Here is a 15,868-nt window from a genome sequence, read left to right as displayed (position 1 = left end):
CAAGGAGAACGAACATGGGTCGTCTAGCACTGTTTTTACTCACTGCCTGCCTGAGCGTCACCGCCATGGCCGCCGACGTCATCAAAGGCGAGCGCAAGGAAACCTTTGGCGATGTAACGGTGCACTACAACACCTTCAACTCCACCTTCCTGACACCCGACATCGCCAAAGCGGCCGGGCTGACGCGAAGCAAGAACCAGGGTGTGATCAACGTCTCCGTGCTCAAGGATGGCAAGCCTCTGACCGCCGAGGTCAACGGTACGGTCAAAGACCTCACCAGCCAGAGCGTCTCGTTGAAATTCAAACAGATCACCGAACAGGGCGCTATCTACTACATCGCGCAATATCCGGTCGATCAGCAGGAAACCCGTACCTTCCAGATCAACGTGAAGAGCGGCGATAAAATCAACACCATCAATTTCAACCAAGAGCTCTTCCCCGGCGAATGATCAACTTCACGCAACTCGTACTGGCCAGCCACAACGCCGGCAAACTCAAGGAACTTCAGGCCATGCTCGGCGAATCGGTGCAACTGCGCTCGATCGGCGAGTTCAGCAGTGTCGAGCCTGAAGAAACCGGCCTGTCGTTCGTCGAGAACGCCATCCTCAAGGCCCGCAATGCCGCGCGCATCTCCGGCCTGCCGGCACTGGCCGACGATTCGGGGTTGGCCGTGGATTTTCTCGGCGGTGCGCCGGGAATCTACTCGGCTCGTTATGCCGACGGTCAGGGCGATGCGGCGAACAACGCCAAGCTGCTGGACGTATTGAAGGACGTGCCGGAAGCTGAACGCGGCGCGCAGTTCGTCTGTGTGCTGGCTCTGGTGCGTCATGCCGACGATCCGTTGCCGATCCTCTGTGAAGGTCTTTGGCACGGGCGAATCCTGCCAGCGGCCAGCGGCGAACACGGTTTTGGTTACGATCCGCTGTTCTGGGTGCCGGAGCGCGATTGCTCCAGCGCCGAGTTGAGCCCGAGCGACAAGAACCTCATCAGCCACCGCGCCCGTGCAATGGATCTGCTGCGCCAGCGTCTGGGCTTGAAATGACCCATGAATCGTCCGCATCGCCGCTGATTTTCGGTGGCGCCGCGCAATCGCCTCGCGCGGCCCTGCCTGTGCTGCCGCCCCTGGCGTTGTACATCCACATCCCGTGGTGTGTGCGCAAATGCCCTTACTGCGACTTCAATTCCCACACCGCCAGCCCGGTGCTGCCAGAAGAAGAGTATGTGGACGCGCTGCTGGCCGACCTCGATCAGGACCTGCATGCGGTTTACGGCCGTGAGCTGAGTTCGATCTTCTTTGGTGGCGGCACGCCGAGCCTGTTCAGCGCCGAGGCTTTGGGCCGCTTGCTCAAAGGCGTCGAGCTGCGCATTCCGTTCGCCAGCGACATCGAAATCACCCTGGAAGCGAATCCCGGGACGTTCGAACAAGAGAAGTTCGTCGCCTACCGGGCGCTGGGCATCAATCGCCTGTCGATCGGCATCCAGAGCTTTCAGGAAGAGAAACTCAAGGCGCTGGGGCGGATTCACAACGGTGACGAAGCGGTACGTGCCGCCGGCATGGCTCGTCAGGCCGGGTTCGACAACTTCAATCTGGACCTGATGCACGGTTTGCCCGATCAGTCCCTGGACGACGCCCTGAGCGACCTGCACCAGGCCATCGCCCTGAAACCGACCCACTTGTCCTGGTATCAGCTGACCCTGGAACCGAACACGGTGTTCTGGAACCAGCCGCCGACGCTGCCGGAAGACGACACGCTGTGGGACATTCAGGAGGCTGGTCAGGCGTTGTTGGCCGAGCACGGTTACGCGCAATACGAAGTCTCGGCGTATGCCCAACCCGGTCGTCCGGCGCGGCATAACCTGAATTACTGGAGTTTCGGCGACTTCATCGGCATCGGCGCCGGGGCTCACGGCAAACTTAGCCACCCGGATGGACGCATCGTCCGCACCTGGAAGACCCGCCTGCCCAAGGATTACCTCAACCCGGCGAAAAGCTTCAAGGCCGGCGAGAAAGCGCTGACCAATGATGAGATGCCGTTCGAGTTCCTGATGAACGCGCTACGCCTGACCGAGGGCGTGGAATCGCGGCTGTATCCGGAACGCACCGGGATGACCTTGGAAAGCCTCGCCGAACACCGCCGCGAAGCCGAACAAAGTGGCTTGTTGCAGGTCGAACCGTCACGTCTGGCGGCCACCGAGCGCGGACAACTGTTTCTCAATGACTTGCTGCAGACATTTCTGAGCTGATTTCAGCCTTAAGGGAAAACGAATGGATTTGATACTCGACCTGCTCGCCACCGCATCCCGCTGGAGCCGTAGCAACCTGTCTGAAATCGCTCTGGCACTGGTGGGCTGCCTGCTGGTGTTGTTTGGCGCCGATATCAAAGGCTGGGTCGACGCACGTCTGGGCAGCATCGCCGGCGCCTTGCGCGTCCCGCTGATGGCCCTGCTGTGCATGATCGGCAGCGGCGTCGCGCTGATCTACGCCACGCCGTGGATCATCAAAGGCCTGAGCCAGTTCAACAACTACAGCCTGGCGCCGGTGTTGTTGGTGGTGCTGGTGCTGATCGGTGTCGTCGCCGACCGCCGCTGATCCTGCGGCACATACAAAACAACTGTGGGAGTGAGCCTGCTCGCGATAGCGGTCTGACATTCAACATCTTCGTTGACTGTCAGACCGCTATCGCGAGCAGGCTCACTCCCACAGTGGGTATTGCGTAGGGCTTAGGACTGTTTTTCGAACTTCAGGTCCCACACGCCATGCCCAAGACGTTCGCCGCGGCGTTCGAACTTGGTGATCGGGCGTTCAGTCGGGCGCGGGACGCATTTGCCGTCTTCGGCCAGGTTGCGATAACCCGGCGCAACGTTCATCACTTCCAGCATGTACTCGGCGTACGGTTCCCAGTCGGTGGCCATGTGCAGCACACCGCCGACCTTCAACTTGCTGCGCACCAGTTCAGCGAACGACGCCTGAACGATACGGCGCTTGTGGTGACGGCTCTTGTGCCATGGATCCGGGAAAAACAGCATCAGGCGATCGAGGCTGTTGTCGGCTACACAGCGGTTGAGCACTTCGATCGCGTCGCAATCGTAGACCCGCAGGTTGGTCAGGCCCTGAGTCAGCACGCCATTGAGCAGAGCACCAACACCCGGACGGTGCACTTCCACGCCGATGAAGTCCTGCTCCGGCGAGGCCGCGGCCATTTCCAGCAGCGAATGGCCCATGCCGAAACCGATTTCCAGCGAGCGCGGCGCCGAACGGCCGAACACCTTATCGAAGTCCACCGGCGCGTCGGCCAGAGGCAACACGAACAGCGGCGTGCCCTGATCCAGACCGCGTTGCTGGCCTTCGGTCATGCGCCCGGCGCGCATCACGAAACTCTTGATGCGGCGGTGCTGGCGCTCTTCGCCTTCTTCCGGCTGGATAGGCGTTTCGTTTGATTCAGTCATCAATGGCTCTTACTTGATCAGACCATCCAGCGGCGAGGAGGCGCTGGCATAGAGTTTTTTCGGCATGCGGCCGGCGAGGTAGGCCAAGCGACCTGCAACGATGGCGTGTTTCATGGCTTCAGCCATCATGATCGGCTGCTGGGCATGGGCGATGGCCGAGTTCATCAGCACCGCTTCGCAACCCAGTTCCATGGCGATGGTGGCATCGGAGGCGGTACCGACACCGGCATCCACCAGTACCGGAATCTTGGCTTCTTCGAGGATGATCTGCAGGTTGTACGGGTTGCAGATCCCCAGGCCCGTGCCAATCAGGCCAGCCAGCGGCATCACCGCGATAACGCCGATTTCCGCCAGTTGACGGGCGATGATCGGGTCATCACTGGTGTAAACCATCACGTCGAAGCCTTCTTTGACCAGCACTTCGGCGGCCTTGAGGGTTTCGATCACGTTGGGGAACAGGGTTTTCTGGTCCGCCAGCACTTCCAGCTTCACCAGGTTGTGACCACCGAGGAGCTCACGGGCCAAGCGGCAGGTGCGCACAGCCTCGGTAGCGTCGAAGCAACCGGCAGTGTTAGGCAGGAAGGTGTAGCGGTCCGGCGACAGGACTTCGAGCAGGTTCGGTTCGCCCGGGTTCTGGCCGAGGTTGGTGCGACGCACGGCGAAGGTGACGATCTCGGCACCCGAGGCTTCGATAGCCAGGCGGGTTTCTTCCATGTCACGGTACTTGCCGGTGCCTACCAGCAAACGCGACTGGTAAGTACGACCGGCCAGGACGAAGGGCTTGTCGCTACGAACGATGCTCATGGGAAATCCTCTGTAGGGGTGAGGTTCTTGCAGAATTCTGTGCCCTTGCGGGCCGGGCGACTAGCCGCCGCCGATGGCGTGAACGACTTCGACCGAATCGCCGTCGTTCAGCGTGGTGTCGGCATGCTGGCTGCGCGGGACGATATCCAGATTGAGTTCGACCGCCACCCGGCGCCCGGTCAGTTCCAGACGGGTCAGCAGGGCCGCAACGGTTTCACCGTCGGGCAGTTCAAGGGATTCGCCGTTCAACTGAATGCGCATGCCGAATGCCGCCATCATTTTTAGGGGCTGGCATTCTAGCCCGATCAGTCTTGGTGACCCAAGCCATTCGTCATGAAATGGACTGCTCGGTCAGCTCAACCGCCAGGCGGCAAGCCCCAGGCAGAACCAGCCGACCAGAAATGCCAGGCCGCCGAAGGGGGTGATGATCCCGAGCTTGCTGACGCCGGTCATGGTCAACAGGTACAGACTGCCGGAAAACAGCAGGATGCCGACGACAAACGATGCTCCCGCCCAGGTAATCAGGCGCCCGGGAATCTGCGTGGCCAGCAGTGCAACGCCCAGCAATGCCAATGTGTGCACCAGCTGATAGGTCACGCCGGTGTGGAAAACTGCCAGGTACTCGGGCGTCAGACGGCTTTTCAAGCCATGGGCGGCGAACGCGCCAAGGGCAACGCCGGTGAAGCCGAAAAAAGCGGCCAGCATCAGAAAGCCACGCAGCATGAAGAACTCCAGTCAGACTCGATCCACAGGGTCTGTATAATGGCCCGCTCAACGGGTTCGGCCAAGCCATCTCTATGCTGCGTTTATTTTTGCGACGATTCACGAAGGCCCTGCTCTGGTTCGCGGGCGGCAGCGTATTGCTGGTGCTGATCTTTCGCGTGGTACCGCCACCGGGAACCGCGCTGATGGTCGAGCGCAAGGTCGAATCCTGGTTCGACGGCGAGCCCATTGACCTGCAACGCACCTGGAAACCCTGGGATGAAATCTCCGATGACCTGAAAGTCGCGGTGATTGCCGGCGAAGATCAGAAATTCCCGGAGCATTGGGGCTTTGACTTTGGCGCGATCCAGGCCGCACTGGCCCACAACGAACTCGGCGGAACGATTCGCGGCGCCAGCACCTTGAGCCAGCAGGTCTCGAAGAATCTGTTTCTGTGGTCCGGCCGCAGCTGGTTGCGCAAAGGCCTGGAAGCCTGGTTTACCGGGCTGATCGAAGTGTTCTGGCCCAAGCAGCGAATTCTCGAGGTGTACCTCAACAGCGTTGAGTGGGATGACGGTGTGTTTGGCGCTGAAGCAGCCGCCAGGCATCACTTTGGCGTCGGCGCTCGTTCGCTGTCCCGGCAGCAGGCCAGTTTACTGGCTGCGGTGCTGCCTAACCCGCGGGTGTGGAGCGCCAGTCATCCAACTAACTACGTCGCACGGCGAGCGGGATGGATTCGACAGCAAATGAGCCAGCTCGGTGGCGATAGCTACCTTGTAGGAATCAATGATTCACGCCGCGCACCTTGGGCTCAGTAGCCGATCACTATCTTATGAACACTGAAGCCCCCCCTGTGGGAGCGAGCCTGCTCGCGATGGCGGTGGATCAAACAACATTTACAGTGCCTGACCTGACGCCATCGCGAGCAGGCTCGCTCCCCCAGGTGTCCGGTGTCAGCTAGACAAACTGGCCACAAACAAAAACGCCCCGATCAATGATCGGGGCGTTTTTTTATGCCGGAGCTGCGGTTAGGCGGCAATCGACAACTTGAGCTTGTTCATCGCGCTCTTCTCGAGCTGACGAATACGCTCGGCCGACACGTTGTACTTCTGCGCCAGGTCGTGCAGCGTGGCTTTTTCTTCCGCCAGCCAGCGCTGATAGAGGATGTCACGGCTGCGGTCGTCCAGCACTTCAAGCGCTTCGTGCAGGTTGTGGTTGGAGTTGTCGCTCCAGTCGGCATCTTCCAGTTGACGGGCCGGGTCGTACCGGTGGTCTTCCAGATAGTTGGCCGGGGATTGGAAAGCACTGTCGTCGTCCGCTTCCGTGGCCGGGTCGAAGGCCATGTCATGGCCGGTCAGGCGACTTTCCATCTCACGCACTTCCCGAGGCTCTACACCGAGGCTTTCCGCCACACGGTGGACTTCCTCGTTGTTCAGCCACGCCAGACGTTTCTTCTGGCTGCGCAGGTTGAAGAACAGCTTACGCTGGGCCTTGGTGGTCGCGACTTTCACAATGCGCCAGTTGCGCAGGATGAACTCGTGGATTTCCGCCTTGATCCAGTGCACAGCGAACGAAACCAGGCGCACTCCCATTTCCGGGTTGAAGCGCTTCACCGCCTTCATCAGGCCGACGTTGCCTTCCTGGATCAGGTCAGCCTGAGCCAGACCGTAGCCGGAATAGCTACGGGCGATATGTACAACAAAACGCAGGTGGGCGAGCACCATCTGCCGAGCCGCCCCCAAATCCTGCTCATAATAGAGACTCTCGGCCAGTTCACGCTCCTGCTCCGGCGTCAGCAATGGAATGCTGTTCACGGTGTGCACATAGGCCTCCAGGTTCGCACCCGGGACCAGAGCATATGCAGGTTGCAAAGAATTGGTCATACGAAAAAACCTCCGACTTACATAACTCGTGCAGTTCAGCACTGCGAAAATTGACCGGAAACCGAAAGACAAGTTCCCATAAACGCTGAAAGGTCAATACGAGCAAAATGATATTACTTTGGCGCAAGCTCCCGCAGGTGGCGTGCGACTGCAATCCATGCACCGATATACCCCAACAGCACCGCGCCAAGCAAGAGAGACAGACCGTCGGCAACTGGCACTCCGGCCAGCGCAAAATCACTGCCGTACAGGCCGGCCAGCCCAACCACCGCATCGTTCAGCCAATCAAGGCCGAACGCCAATACGCCCCAGGAAAGAATCCCCGCACCAAAGCCATAAAGCGCGCCCATATACAGAAAGGGTCTGCGCACATAGCTGTCAGTGCCGCCGACGAGTTTAATCACTTCTATCTCTGTGCGGCGGTTTTCAATATGAAGACGAATGGTATTGCCTATCACCAAAAGTAATGCAGAAACCAGAAGCACGGTCAGACCGAAGACAAAACGGTCACCCAGCTTGAGGATGGCTGCCAGACGCTCGACCCAGACTAGATCAAGTTGCGCCTGTTGTACCTTCGGCAACTCGGAAAGTTTTTGTCGTAATGCTTCAAGCGCGGGCTTGTCGACTTCGTTCGGCGTCACCAAAACCACGCCCGGCAGCGGGTTTTCCGGCAGTTCCTTGAGCGCCTCACCCAGACCTGATTGCTGCTGGAACTCTTCCAGCGCCTGATCGCGGCCGACATATTCAGCATCAGCTACACCAGGCATGCCTTTGATCTGCTCACGCAACGACTCACCCTCCGCAGGGCTGGCCTCGATTTGCAGGTACAGGGAAATTTGCGCCGCACGCTGCCAGGAACCGCCGAGACGCTCGACGTTACTTAGCAAAAGTGACAGGCCCATCGGCAAACTCAGGGCAACCGCCATCACCATGCAGGTGAAGAAACTACCGATGGGCTGCTTGCCCAAACGACGCAAGCTATCGAGCAGGCTGGCGCGATGACTCTCAACCCAAGCGCGGAACAGCGTGGCGAAATCCGGACCGTCATCATCGTCGCGTTTTTTCTTCTGCGGCTGCTGGTCGGCGGCCTTGGGGGCCACGCGCTCGGAAACCTTGGGGCTGCGTGTCGCACTCATACGCCGGCCTCCCCGTCACCGATCAATCGGCCGCGCTGCAGGGTCAGCATGCGGTGGCGCATGCGGGCGATCAGTGCCAGGTCGTGACTGGCAATCAGCACGCTGGTGCCCAGACGGTTGATGTCTTCGAACACGCCCATGATTTCTGCCGCCAGACGCGGGTCGAGGTTACCGGTCGGTTCGTCCGCCAGCAGCAAGGCCGGGCGGTGAACGATGGCGCGGGCGATGCCGACGCGCTGCTGCTGACCGGTGGACAGGTCGCCAGGGTACAAGTCGGTCTTGTCCGAGAGCGCGACGCGCTCCAGGGCCGAATCCACGCGCTTGGCGATCTCGGCCTTGGACAGCCCAAGGATCTGCAAGGGCAGCGCGATGTTGTTGAACACCGTGCGATCGAACAACAGCTGGTGATTCTGGAAAACCACGCCGATCTGCCGCCGCAAGTACGGGATCTGCGCATTGCTGATGGTGCTCAGGTCTTGCCCGGCCAACAGCAATTTGCCGGTGGTCGGACGCTCCATCGCCAGCAGCAGGCGCAACAAGGTGCTTTTACCGGCGCCAGAGTGGCCGGTCACAAACAAAAACTCGCCCCGACGGACTCGAAAGCTCAGCTCATGCAAGCCGACGTGACCGTTCGGGTAGCGCTTACCGACCTGTTCGAAACGAATCATGAACGCTCCCGCTCGGCAAACAGTGCCTGGACAAAGGGTTCTGCTTCAAAAGTACGCAAATCATCGATGCCTTCACCGACGCCGATGTAGCGAATCGGCAAGCCAAACTGCTTGGCGAGGGCGAAAATCACCCCGCCTTTGGCGGTGCCATCGAGCTTGGTCAGCGCCAGGCCGGTCAGTTCGACGGTCTGGTTGAATTGTTTGGCCTGGCTGATCGCGTTCTGGCCAGTGCCGGCATCGAGCACCAACAGCACCTCGTGAGGCGCGTCGGCGTCGAGCTTGCTGATCACCCGGCGAACCTTCTTCAGCTCTTCCATCAAGTTGTCTTTGGTGTGCAAGCGACCGGCGGTGTCGGCGATCAGCACGTCAATGCCTCGGGCCTTGGCGGCTTGCACGGCATCGAAGATAACCGAAGCCGAGTCAGCGCCGGTGTGCTGGGCGATGACTGGGATCTTGTTGCGCTCGCCCCAGACCTGCAATTGCTCGACGGCGGCGGCGCGGAAGGTATCGCCGGCCGCAAGCATGACTTTCTTGCCTTCGAGCTGCAGCTTCTTCGCCAGTTTGCCGATGGTGGTGGTCTTGCCAGCACCGTTGACGCCGACGACCAGGATTACGAACGGCTTACTCTGCGAGGTGATTTTCAGCGGTTGCTCGACGGGTTTGAGCATCGCCGCCAGTTCCGCTTGCAGGGACTTGTACAGCGCGTCGGCATCGGCCAGTTCTTTACGGGCGACCTTCTGGGTCAGACGCTGAATGATCACCGAAGTCGCCTCGACGCCCACGTCGGCGGTCAGCAGGCGGGTTTCGATGTCTTCAAGCAGCTCGTCATCGATGAGCTTCTTGCCCAGGAACAGGCTGGCCATGCCTTCGCCGATGCTGGCGCTGGTCTTGGACAAACCTTGTTTCAGGCGAGCAAAGAAACCGGCCTTGGTTTCTTCTGTACGCACAGGCTCGGCAGGCGCTTCGACGGGAACGACAGGTGCAGCGGCAACAGGGGCGACGGGAGCGACGACCGGTGCCGGCGCTTGGACAACCGGAGCAACCGGAGCAGCCGGAGCAACAAAAGCGGGTACCACAGGTTCCGGAACAACCGGTTCAGGCTCGGCCACCACCACTGGCGCGACAACCGGCTCAACCACTGGCGCTTGAACGGGCTCAGGAGCCAAGGCAGTCGGCGCTGGAATCGGCGGAGTAATGTGTGGCGCCAGCTCATCTTCAACCAATGCCACCGGCTCTTCTGCCACAGGCAACGTCAGCCATGGCTCGGCACTGGGCGTGAGCGGCACCTGGGTCACGACTTCGGCGACAACATCAGGCTCAGGCTCGATGGCCGTTTGCAGCACCGGTTCAGCGATCGGCAGGACAACCGGCGCGGGCTCTTCTTCTATTACCGGCGCAGGCGTGGGCTCAGGAAGTGGCTGTGGCTGTTCGACGACGGGTTCCTGCGGCTTTTTGCGCAGCCATCCGAACAGGCTTTTCTTCTCACCAGCCGCAGCTGGGGCTTTCTTGTCGTCGTTGGAACCAAACATGGAGGACGGCTATCTCACGGTAGCGACGCGCCAAAGGGCGCCTCGGCAAATAAATATTCGATGCAGAACAGACTGCGATTGACCCAGCTTGTTCACGCGCAACATTTTGTCGAGGTGCAAACAGCACCTCAAAGGTCGACTAATACGAAGGACTGGAACGGCATCGTCGGCGAAAACGCAGAGTTTAGCTGACAAACTCAAAGCTTCAGCCGCCAACCCAAACAACCTGCTGACCGATCAAAGGCCTGATAGGCGTGGCCGCCAGTAAAACGGATCAGTATCCTAGCACCCTCTCGCCCGCTGACGCTAAGAACAAGCGGGCAGCTCAACAGGTTTAAAAACGAATGAATGCTCTAGCCCGCCGCGCTGCAGGCCTGCTGCTCAGCACAGTTTGTCTGCCCCTCTCGGCCCTGGCTGCCGATCCACAACCCACCCACGAATTCACCCTCGATAACGGCCTGAAGGTCGTCGTGCGCGAAGACCATCGTGCGCCGGTGGTGGTTTCCCAAGTCTGGTATAAGGTCGGCTCCAGCTACGAGACCCCGGGTCAGACCGGTTTGTCCCACGCCCTGGAACACATGATGTTCAAGGGCAGCGAAAAAGTCGGCCCCGGCGAAGCTTCGCTGATCCTGCGCGACCTCGGCGCCGAAGAGAACGCGTTCACCAGCGATGACTTCACGGCGTATTACCAGGTGCTGGCCCGCGACCGCCTCGGTGTGGCCTTCGAGCTGGAAGCCGACCGCATGGCCAGCCTGCGTCTGCCGGCCGACGAGTTCGCCCGCGAGATCGAAGTCATTAAAGAAGAACGTCGCCTGCGCACTGACGACAAGCCGATGTCCAAGGCCTACGAACGCTTCAAGGCCATGGCCTACCCGGCCAGCGGTTACCACACGCCGACCATCGGCTGGATGGCTGACCTGGACCGCATGAAAGTCGAAGAGCTGCGCCACTGGTACCAATCCTGGTACGTGCCGAACAACGCCACGTTGGTGGTGGTCGGTGACGTGACCCCGGACGAGGTCAAAACCCTCGCCCAGCGTTACTTCGGCCCGATCGCCAAACGTGATGTGCCATCGGCGAAAATCCCGCTGGAACTGGCCGAACCCGGCGAACGGCAAATCACTCTGCATGTGAAGACCCAATTGCCGAGCCTGATGCTGGGTTTCAACGTGCCAAGCATCGCCACCGCTGAAGACAAACGCTCGGTCAACGCCTTGCGCCTGATCTCCGCCCTGCTCGACGGCGGCTACAGCGGACGTATCCCGACACAACTGGAGCGCGGCGAAGAGCTGGTCTCCGGCGGTTCGTCGAGTTACGACGCCTATACCCGTGGCGACAGCCTGTTCACCTTGTCGGCAACGCCCAATACCCAGAAAAAGAAAACCATGGCCCAGGCCGAAGCGGGTCTGTGGAAGCTGCTCGAACAGCTAAAAACCACCGCGCCGTCCGCTGAAGAACTCGAACGCGTCCGCGCGCAGGTCATTGCCGGCCTGGTTTACGAGCGTGACTCGATCACCAGCCAGGCCACCGCCATTGGCCAACTGGAAACGGTCGGCCTGTCGTGGAAGCTGATGGACACCGAACTCGCCGAGCTGGAAAGCGTGACTCCGGAAGACATCCAGAAAGCCGCCAAGCTGTATTTCACCCGCGAACGTCTCAGCGTCGCCCATGTATTGCCGGAGGAGACGACTCATGAGTGAGCGTAAAAAACCGCGCCTGGTCCTGATGGGCCTGATCGCCGTGGCATTGATCGGGTCTGCCGCGTTTTACTTTTCAAAGACCGACGAATCCAAGGCCAGCGAAGCCCTCGACAAGGCCAAGGCCAGTCAGAAGCTGCAATCGCTGGCCGAACTCGACGGCAAGGCGCCAAGCCACCGCACCCTGGACGTGCAGACCTGGAAAACCGCCGAGGGCGCCAAGGTGCTGTTCGTTGAAGCCAGGGAGCTGCCGATGTTCGACATGCGCCTGATCTTCGCCGCCGGCAGCAGCCAGGACGGCGACGCACCTGGCCTCTCCGTGCTGACCAACGCCATGCTCAATGAAGGTGTGGCCGGCAAAGATGTCGGCGCCATCGCTCAGGGCTTCGAAGGCCTGGGCGCAGACTTTGGCAACGGCGCGTTTAAAGACATGGCATTGGCGTCCCTGCGCAGCCTCAGCGCCGCGGACAAACGCGAACCGGCCCTGAAGTTGTTCTCTGAAGTCGTCGGCAAACCGACCTTCCCGGCCGACTCCTTTGCACGCATCAAGAACCAGATGCTCGCCGGTTTCGAGTACCAGAAGCAAAACCCCGGCAAACTCGCGAGCCTGGAGCTGATGAACCGTCTGTACGGCGATCACCCGTACGCGCACTCCAGCGATGGCACGGCGAAAACCGTTCCAGCGATCACACTGACTCAACTGAAAGCGTTCCATGAGAAGGCCTACGCGGCTGGCAACGTGGTGATTGCGCTGGTGGGCGACCTGTCTCGTGCCGAGGCGGAGGCGATTGCTGCGCAAGTCTCCAGCGCGCTGCCAAAAGGCCCGGAGCTGGCGAAAATCCCGCAACCGGAGGAACCGAAAGCCAGCATCGGTCACATCGAGTTTCCGTCCAAGCAGACCAACCTGATGCTCGCGCAATTGGGCATCGACCGTGACGACCCGGACTACGCGGCACTGTCCATGGGCAACCAGATTCTTGGCGGCGGTGGCTTCGGCACGCGGTTGATGAGCGAAGTGCGCGAGAAGCGCGGCCTGACGTATGGCGTGTATTCGGGCTTCACCCCGATGCAGGCTCGCGGCCCGTTCATGATCAACCTGCAAACCCGCGCCGAGATGAGCGAAGGCACGCTGAAACTGGTGCAGGACGTGCTCGCCGACTACCTTAAAACCGGCCCGACCCAGAAAGAACTCGACGACGCCAAGCGTGAACTGGCCGGCAGCTTCCCGCTGTCCACCGCCAGCAACGCCGATATCGTCGGCCAACTCGGCGCCATGGGTTTCTACAACCTGCCGCTGAGCTATCTGGATGACTTTATGCGCGAGTCCCAGAGCCTGACGGTCGAACAGGTCAAAACCGCACTGAACAAACACTTGAGCACGGACAAAATGGTCATCGTCAGCGCTGGCCCGACCGTGCCGCAAAAGCCGTTACCGGCCCCAACTGATAAACCTGCCGAGCAACCGCTCGGGGTTCCGGAGCATTAATGGCCACTCGTCCAAAAAAACCTGTTCACAACGTCCATAACGGCGTGAACCAACTGCGCATCATCGGCGGCGAATGGGGCAGCCGGAAGCTGAGCTTCCCGGACGCACCGGGCCTGCGCCCTACCCCGGACCGGGTGCGTGAAACCCTGTTCAACTGGCTCGCGCCTTATGTCGCTGGCGCCAAGGTGCTGGACCCGTTCGCCGGCAGCGGCGCGTTGTTCCTCGAAGCCTTGTCCCGTGGTGCGGCCATGGGTCAGGCGCTGGACGCCAGTAACATCGCGGTTGCCAGCATCAAGGAGCATCTGGGCACGCTGCGCTGCACCACCGGCCAGATTCAGACCGCCGATGCCCTGCGCTACCTGGAAACCCAGACAGCGACCGCTTACGACCTGGTGTTCCTCGATCCGCCGTTCAACCAGAACCTGTTGCCGGGTGTTTGCGCATTACTTGAAGAGCGTCAGTGGCTGGCTGATGAAGCCTGGATCTACACTGAAAGCGAGAATGCGCCATCGAGCCTTGACTTACCAGGCAACTGGCGCCTGCACCGGGAGCAGAAATCCGGGCGGGTGTATTACGCGCTGTGGCAACGTATGGCAGAGATTGCCGGTTAACCAACCGGCCTGAAAAAGGTGCGCGCCTCAAGCGAGGCTCGCACCGCTGCGTCGAGAACCATCGTGCCCCAAACGCCAGAACGCTTCACCCCCGCCTTCGGCCTTGGCAACCCGCACTTGCAAACCTTGTGGGGACCGCTGTGGCGCAAAACCACGCACATCGAACGCCAGCGCGAACGCTTGTGGCTTGAGGATGGCGACTTTCTCGATCTCGACTGGCACGGCCCGCACAGCGTCGATGCGCCACTGGTGCTGGTGTTGCACGGCCTGACCGGTTCTTCCAATTCGCCTTACGTGGCCGGCGTGCAGAAAGCACTGGGTGCCCAAGGCTGGGCCAGCGTCGCACTGAACTGGCGCGGCTGTTCGGGCGAACCAAATCTGTTGCCGCGCAGCTACCATTCCGGCGCCAGCGAAGACCTGGCCGAAACCATCAAACACCTGAAGGCCCAACGACCGCTCGCACCGTTGTATGCGGTCGGCTATTCCATGGGCGGCAATGTGTTGCTCAAGCACTTGGGCGAATCCGGCAGCAATAGTGGCGTGGTCGGTGCGGTGGCGGTGTCGGTGCCGTTTCGTCTCGATCAATGCGCCGACCGTATCGGCCAGGGTTTCTCCAAGGTCTATCAGGCGCATTTCATGCGCGAGATGGTGGCCTACATTAAAAACAAGCAGCGCCAGTTCCAGCACGATGGGCGCGAGGAAGGACTGGCGGCATTGGCCGCGCTGGGCTCGCTGGAGAACATGCGCACGTTCTGGGATTTCGATGGCCGGGTCACCGCGCCGCTGAACGGGTTTGCCGATGCCAAGGATTACTATGACCGCGCCTCAAGTCGCTATTTCCTTGGCGAAATTCGTACGCCAACCCTGATCATTCAAGCTGCCGATGACCCGTTTATATTTCCTCATAGCCTGCCGCAAGACGACGAATTGTCTGCCTGCACTCAATTCGAGTTACAGACCAAGGGTGGGCATGTCGGCTTCGTCGATGGTTCGTTCCGGCAACCGGGTTACTACCTGGAACGCCGCATCCCGCAGTGGCTGACCGCCGTGGGTCGCGAGTAAGGCCATGGACGTCGATCAGGGCGAGTCGATCCGATTCTGGCAAACAGCACCGTTGGCCGGCGTCGAGTTATTGTCCGCGCGCTATATCGAACGCCGTTTCGCGCCCCATGTTCACGACGGTTACGTGATCGGCATGATCATGGCCGGCGCCCAGCGTTATCGCTATCGCGGCGCCGAACACCTGGCGGGCAGCGGCACGCTGGTGCTGATCAATCCGGACGAACTGCACACCGGCCATAAAGGCACGGAGGATGGCTGGTTGTATCGGGCGTTCTATCCGGACAGCGGTCAGATTCTGTCGCTGTTGGCGGAGCTGGAATTGCCGACCAACAACTTGCCGGCGTTCGGCGCGACGCTGTATCGCGATCCGGATCTGGTGAAGGGTTTCTGCCAACTGCATCGTCTACTGGAAAGTCCGTCCACTGCCTTGCAACAACAAACGGTCTGGCGGGAAATGATGCTGTCGCTGCTGCAACGGCACGCGGCCGTGCCGATTGCTGGCAAGCCGGGCAAGGAACATCGCGCGGTGACGCTGGCCAAGGATCTGCTGCAAGCACAATTGGCGACGCCGCCTTCGCTGGAAGAACTGGCAGCAGCGGTCAATCTTTCGCCCTTCCACTTCGCCCGGGTGTTCCGCCGCGCCACAGGCATGCCGCCGCACACCTGGCTGATGCAGCAGCGCATTGCTCGGGCGCGGGCGCTGTTACAGAGCGGTTGTTTGCCGCTGGAAGTGGCGACGCAGCTGGGGTTTGCAGACCAGAGTCATCTGAGTCGGCAATTCAAGCAGGTTTACGGCGTGGGACCGGGCGCGTACCGCAGCGCCCGGCTTTAGAATCAAAAAGA

General features: G+C 60.5%; 18 protein-coding genes. 10 read left to right on the top strand and 8 right to left on the bottom strand.

The window, feature by feature from the left end; genetic code table 11:
* Nucleotides 1-14 precede the first annotated feature (14 nt).
* The 4 genes from ACMXYJ_RS03190 to ACMXYJ_RS03175 are packed head-to-tail and all read left to right on the top strand — an operon-like array spanning nt 15 to nt 2,590.
* Nucleotides 15-449 carry a DUF4426 domain-containing protein gene (locus ACMXYJ_RS03190; protein WP_415758750.1) on the top strand — a complete coding sequence of 145 codons (435 nt, stop codon included), beginning with the start codon at nt 15-17 and terminating at the stop codon, nt 447-449.
* Nucleotides 446-1,042 (top strand): RdgB/HAM1 family non-canonical purine NTP pyrophosphatase, encoded by a 597-nt coding sequence (rdgB, locus tag ACMXYJ_RS03185; RefSeq protein ID WP_056738946.1) that lies wholly within the window; start codon nt 446-448, stop codon nt 1,040-1,042. The genes ACMXYJ_RS03190 and rdgB overlap by 4 nt, the downstream gene beginning before the upstream one ends.
* Nucleotides 1,039-2,244, top strand: coding sequence for a radical SAM family heme chaperone HemW (gene hemW, locus ACMXYJ_RS03180; protein WP_415758749.1), 1,206 nt, complete (start codon nt 1,039-1,041; stop codon nt 2,242-2,244). The genes rdgB and hemW overlap by 4 nt, the downstream gene beginning before the upstream one ends.
* A gap of 22 nt (nt 2,245-2,266) precedes the next feature.
* Nucleotides 2,267-2,590 carry a DUF3392 domain-containing protein gene (locus tag ACMXYJ_RS03175; protein WP_008152641.1) on the top strand — a complete coding sequence of 108 codons (324 nt, stop codon included), beginning with the start codon at nt 2,267-2,269 and terminating at the stop codon, nt 2,588-2,590.
* Between the two features lie 131 nt (nt 2,591-2,721).
* Here ACMXYJ_RS03175 and trmB read toward each other — a convergent pair whose 3' ends face one another.
* The 4 genes from trmB to ACMXYJ_RS03155 form a co-directional block, all read right to left on the bottom strand.
* A complete protein-coding gene (gene trmB, locus ACMXYJ_RS03170; protein ID WP_415758748.1) occupies nt 2,722-3,447 on the bottom strand; it encodes a tRNA (guanosine(46)-N7)-methyltransferase TrmB in 726 nt (241 codons plus the stop codon).
* Between the two features lie 9 nt (nt 3,448-3,456).
* The gene (locus ACMXYJ_RS03165; RefSeq protein WP_008068101.1) at nt 3,457-4,251 is read right to left on the bottom strand and encodes a thiazole synthase; all 795 of its coding nucleotides are present in this window, start codon (nt 4,249-4,251) and stop codon (nt 3,457-3,459) included.
* Nucleotides 4,252-4,311: 60 nt separating this feature from the next.
* A complete protein-coding gene (gene thiS, locus ACMXYJ_RS03160) occupies nt 4,312-4,512 on the bottom strand; it encodes a sulfur carrier protein ThiS (protein WP_008026157.1) in 201 nt (66 codons plus the stop codon).
* A gap of 90 nt (nt 4,513-4,602) precedes the next feature.
* A complete protein-coding gene (locus tag ACMXYJ_RS03155; RefSeq protein ID WP_415758747.1) occupies nt 4,603-4,974 on the bottom strand; it encodes a DUF423 domain-containing protein in 372 nt (123 codons plus the stop codon).
* A 74-nt stretch (nt 4,975-5,048) separates the two neighbouring features.
* On the opposite strand from ACMXYJ_RS03155, the gene mtgA reads away from it, so the two are divergent.
* Complete coding sequence (gene mtgA / locus ACMXYJ_RS03150; protein WP_415758746.1) at nt 5,049-5,771, top strand: monofunctional biosynthetic peptidoglycan transglycosylase; 723 nt, start codon at nt 5,049-5,051, stop codon at nt 5,769-5,771.
* A gap of 210 nt (nt 5,772-5,981) precedes the next feature.
* Here the strand turns inward: mtgA and rpoH are convergent, their stop codons facing one another.
* From rpoH to ftsY, 4 genes are all read right to left on the bottom strand, one after another.
* Nucleotides 5,982-6,836, bottom strand: coding sequence for an RNA polymerase sigma factor RpoH (rpoH, locus tag ACMXYJ_RS03145; protein WP_033060492.1), 855 nt, complete (start codon nt 6,834-6,836; stop codon nt 5,982-5,984).
* A gap of 113 nt (nt 6,837-6,949) precedes the next feature.
* Complete coding sequence (ftsX, locus tag ACMXYJ_RS03140; RefSeq protein ID WP_008152652.1) at nt 6,950-7,972, bottom strand: permease-like cell division protein FtsX; 1,023 nt, start codon at nt 7,970-7,972, stop codon at nt 6,950-6,952.
* Complete coding sequence (gene ftsE / locus ACMXYJ_RS03135; protein WP_008152655.1) at nt 7,969-8,640, bottom strand: cell division ATP-binding protein FtsE; 672 nt, start codon at nt 8,638-8,640, stop codon at nt 7,969-7,971. The genes ftsX and ftsE overlap by 4 nt, the downstream gene beginning before the upstream one ends.
* Nucleotides 8,637-10,169, bottom strand: a complete 1,533-nt coding sequence (ftsY, locus tag ACMXYJ_RS03130; RefSeq protein ID WP_415758745.1) for a signal recognition particle-docking protein FtsY — start codon at nt 10,167-10,169, stop codon at nt 8,637-8,639. Before ftsY ends, ftsE begins: the two co-directional genes overlap by 4 nt.
* A gap of 344 nt (nt 10,170-10,513) precedes the next feature.
* On the opposite strand from ftsY, the gene ACMXYJ_RS03125 reads away from it, so the two are divergent.
* The 5 genes from ACMXYJ_RS03125 to ACMXYJ_RS03105 all read left to right on the top strand — a co-directional run bounded on the left by ACMXYJ_RS03125 (nt 10,514) and on the right by ACMXYJ_RS03105 (nt 15,857).
* Nucleotides 10,514-11,869, top strand: coding sequence for a M16 family metallopeptidase (locus ACMXYJ_RS03125; RefSeq protein ID WP_095127071.1), 1,356 nt, complete (start codon nt 10,514-10,516; stop codon nt 11,867-11,869).
* Nucleotides 11,862-13,352, top strand: coding sequence for a M16 family metallopeptidase (locus tag ACMXYJ_RS03120; protein ID WP_415758744.1), 1,491 nt, complete (start codon nt 11,862-11,864; stop codon nt 13,350-13,352). The genes ACMXYJ_RS03125 and ACMXYJ_RS03120 overlap by 8 nt, the downstream gene beginning before the upstream one ends.
* Complete coding sequence (rsmD, locus tag ACMXYJ_RS03115) at nt 13,352-13,963, top strand: 16S rRNA (guanine(966)-N(2))-methyltransferase RsmD (protein ID WP_415758743.1); 612 nt, start codon at nt 13,352-13,354, stop codon at nt 13,961-13,963. Before ACMXYJ_RS03120 ends, rsmD begins: the two co-directional genes overlap by 1 nt.
* Nucleotides 13,964-14,026: 63 nt before the next feature.
* Nucleotides 14,027-15,025 (top strand): hydrolase, encoded by a 999-nt coding sequence (locus ACMXYJ_RS03110; RefSeq protein WP_415758742.1) that lies wholly within the window; start codon nt 14,027-14,029, stop codon nt 15,023-15,025.
* A 4-nt stretch (nt 15,026-15,029) separates the two neighbouring features.
* On the top strand, nt 15,030-15,857 hold the full coding sequence (locus ACMXYJ_RS03105; protein WP_415758741.1) for an AraC family transcriptional regulator: 828 nt from the start codon (nt 15,030-15,032) through the stop codon (nt 15,855-15,857).
* Nucleotides 15,858-15,868 lie beyond the last annotated feature (11 nt).

The organism is Pseudomonas arabinosi (assembly GCF_047758675.1).
In the GTDB taxonomy this organism is placed as follows: domain Bacteria; phylum Pseudomonadota; class Gammaproteobacteria; order Pseudomonadales; family Pseudomonadaceae; genus Aquipseudomonas; species Aquipseudomonas arabinosi.
Note: the sequence above shows the minus strand (reverse complement) of the source record. Positions and strands in the feature narration are given on the sequence as shown.

Excerpts from the sequence above, each read along its gene's own strand:
- ACMXYJ_RS03190 (WP_415758750.1), top strand. The coding sequence starts at position 15 with ATGGGTCGTCTAGCACTGTTTTTACTCACTGCCTGCCTGAGCGTCACC.
- rdgB (WP_056738946.1), top strand. The coding sequence starts at position 446 with ATGATCAACTTCACGCAACTCGTACTGGCCAGCCACAACGCCGGCAAA.
- hemW (WP_415758749.1), top strand. The coding sequence starts at position 1,039 with ATGACCCATGAATCGTCCGCATCGCCGCTGATTTTCGGTGGCGCCGCG.
- ACMXYJ_RS03175 (WP_008152641.1), top strand. The coding sequence starts at position 2,267 with ATGGATTTGATACTCGACCTGCTCGCCACCGCATCCCGCTGGAGCCGT.
- trmB (WP_415758748.1), bottom strand. The coding sequence starts at position 3,447 with ATGACTGAATCAAACGAAACGCCTATCCAGCCGGAAGAAGGCGAAGAG.
- ACMXYJ_RS03165 (WP_008068101.1), bottom strand. The coding sequence starts at position 4,251 with ATGAGCATCGTTCGTAGCGACAAGCCCTTCGTCCTGGCCGGTCGTACT.
- thiS (WP_008026157.1), bottom strand. The coding sequence starts at position 4,512 with ATGCGCATTCAGTTGAACGGCGAATCCCTTGAACTGCCCGACGGTGAA.
- ACMXYJ_RS03155 (WP_415758747.1), bottom strand. The coding sequence starts at position 4,974 with ATGCTGCGTGGCTTTCTGATGCTGGCCGCTTTTTTCGGCTTCACCGGC.
- mtgA (WP_415758746.1), top strand. The coding sequence starts at position 5,049 with ATGCTGCGTTTATTTTTGCGACGATTCACGAAGGCCCTGCTCTGGTTC.
- rpoH (WP_033060492.1), bottom strand. The coding sequence starts at position 6,836 with ATGACCAATTCTTTGCAACCTGCATATGCTCTGGTCCCGGGTGCGAAC.
- ftsX (WP_008152652.1), bottom strand. The coding sequence starts at position 7,972 with ATGAGTGCGACACGCAGCCCCAAGGTTTCCGAGCGCGTGGCCCCCAAG.
- ftsE (WP_008152655.1), bottom strand. The coding sequence starts at position 8,640 with ATGATTCGTTTCGAACAGGTCGGTAAGCGCTACCCGAACGGTCACGTC.
- ftsY (WP_415758745.1), bottom strand. The coding sequence starts at position 10,169 with ATGTTTGGTTCCAACGACGACAAGAAAGCCCCAGCTGCGGCTGGTGAG.
- ACMXYJ_RS03125 (WP_095127071.1), top strand. The coding sequence starts at position 10,514 with ATGAATGCTCTAGCCCGCCGCGCTGCAGGCCTGCTGCTCAGCACAGTT.
- ACMXYJ_RS03120 (WP_415758744.1), top strand. The coding sequence starts at position 11,862 with ATGAGTGAGCGTAAAAAACCGCGCCTGGTCCTGATGGGCCTGATCGCC.
- rsmD (WP_415758743.1), top strand. The coding sequence starts at position 13,352 with ATGGCCACTCGTCCAAAAAAACCTGTTCACAACGTCCATAACGGCGTG.
- ACMXYJ_RS03105 (WP_415758741.1), top strand. The coding sequence starts at position 15,030 with ATGGACGTCGATCAGGGCGAGTCGATCCGATTCTGGCAAACAGCACCG.